At 50.7% G+C, this 2056-nt stretch carries 2 protein-coding genes and 1 pseudogene; 1 reads left to right on the plus strand and 2 read right to left on the minus strand.

Annotation, left to right across the window (positions count from 1 at the left end; all coding sequences use genetic code 11):
* The first annotated feature begins 203 nt into the window (after positions 1–203).
* Positions 204–1063 (plus strand): annotated as a pseudogene (gene pepI, locus FD01_RS14485) (proline iminopeptidase).
* Positions 1064–1118: 55 nt separating this feature from the next.
* Here the strand turns inward: pepI and FD01_RS14490 are convergent.
* Positions 1119–1433, minus strand: a complete 315-nt coding sequence (locus FD01_RS14490) for a SemiSWEET family transporter (protein WP_054648536.1) — start codon at positions 1431–1433, stop codon at positions 1119–1121.
* A gap of 116 nt (positions 1434–1549) precedes the next feature.
* Positions 1550–2056, minus strand: a 507-nt coding sequence (locus tag FD01_RS14495) for a GGDEF domain-containing protein (protein WP_156647331.1), incomplete at its 5' end; no start/stop codon positions are given.

The raw sequence follows: 2056 nt of genomic DNA on the forward strand, positions 1-2056 counted from the left end.
CTTATTTGAGTGCGCCTATGGTTAGGTATCTCTATCTCTAGTATTTTTCAAACTTAAATACCTCGCAAGTGTTTATTTTTAATTGATGACAATCGTTATTATAAGCCGCGCGTACAGCAGCGTCACCTTTGTGCTGAGCTGATGCCTTGCTAGCAGTACAATCGCCTTTAAGGACAAATATTGACGAAGGACAGGCACTACATATGCGTATTGAAGAAGGATACATGCTGTTTCGCAGTTACCAGACGTATTACCGCATCGTGGGGGAGCCCAACCCGGACAAAGCTCCGTTGTTACTGATTCACGGCGGCCTGAGTTTATCCCATAATTACTTTGAGCTAATGGACGACTATGCTGAGACTGGCCGCCAGCTAATTGTGGTAAGTCCTCGCTACCGGAGGATGAATCGGTGTACGTCAAAGAAACGTGGGCGGCCGAACTCATCGCGTTGCGTGAGTACCTGCACCTAGACGAGGTGCACATGTTGGGGCAGTCATGGGGCGGGATGCTCGAAATGTACTACCTAACCAGCTTTGCCCCCCAGGGTATTAAGAGCGTCATGATTGATGGCTCGCCTGCGTCCATCAAGCTGTGGACGCAGGAGCAACACCGGCTGATTTCGTACTTGAGCTACGAAGACCGCGAGGCGATTGCTGAAGCCGAGCGTACCGGCGACTTCACTGGCCCGAAGTATTTGGCCGCCAACGACCGTTACATGGAGCGGTACTGCTGGGATGATCCCGACGAGAACTCTCCGGAACCATTACGCCGTCCCACCAACGGGCAACGCGCGAGCCGCATTGCTGAGGGGCCGAACGAGTTCACCGAGAACGGCACCATCAGCGACTTTGAAGTTACGGACGAGCTGCACAAAATCCACGTACCCGTGCTGGTGACTAACGGGACCGACGATTTGTGCACACCGCTCATTGCCAAGTCGGTGTACGATCACATTCCTGGCGCTAAGTGGCACCTGTTTGCGAACAGCCGCCACCTCGCATTGCTAGACCAGCACGATGAATTTATTGATGTTCTGGATCAGTGGCTAGCCGCCAACGATTAAATGCGCGGTTAACTATGGTAAAGGCCCCCGCGCGGCGTGGGGGCCTATTGTATGCCTAATGTACGTAGACGGTGATGACCGTGACGAGGCCAAAGACAATCCCGGGTAAGTTGGAGATGATTACGGGCCAATCCTTATAGGTTTTGTTCCAGCCGTAAGCTACCCATAGGCAGGCGTTAATGGATGCGACCAGTGGTTGAATGGGTGATACGGGACTACCAGAAAAGTTGGCGATAATCTGCGGGATGTACGATATGTACATCGAGATACACATAATCGTTGCCACCTTACTTAAAATCTTGAGCCGTTTAACCCGTTTGGGGTCCACCGCCTCTTTACCTTCTGGATATTTGGACGTATCAATTCGCATATACGCGCTGCCTCCTTAAATAATTAATTGGTGCCAAATATAACACGGATTGACGTGCGAGACAAGTGTGATCGGAAACAGGGTGCTGATAAATAACGGTGATTAGGCGGACTGATTCATGATAAATCGGTGTCGGTAGACTCGTCGGTAAGACGGTCACGCCCGTTATTCTTCGACTGATATAAATAACGGTCACTGCGTTTAAAGAAATTGGTGGCACTGTTATCGTTAGGGTTAGCAACTGCCAGGCCGAACGAAGCTGTCACCTGTAGTTGCCCCTCTGTTAGTGGGATGGCTAACGTTTTAAGCGCTAGCTGGCAGTCATGCACAACTTTGCGGGCCGTATCCAAGGACGTGTTGGGCAACAGTATCGCGAATTCCTCGCCGCCAGTGTGGTAGAACTTGTAGCTGTCGTTTTGATTGCTAAGTAGCTGCTTTAGCTGGCGGGAAAAGGCGATGAGGGTCTGGTTACCCATGAGGTGGCCGTACGTATCGTTAATCTGCTTAAAGTGATCCACATCAATGGTAATCAGCGCTAGGGGGTGATCATCATGGTTATCGAATGTGTCACCTGGATTATTCACCTCGGTATTTGGGACATGAAATCGCATCTGGCCGGTCTG

The sequence above is a fragment of the Lacticaseibacillus manihotivorans DSM 13343 = JCM 12514 genome, assembly GCF_001435035.1.
Lineage (GTDB): Bacteria > Bacillota > Bacilli > Lactobacillales > Lactobacillaceae > Lacticaseibacillus > Lacticaseibacillus manihotivorans.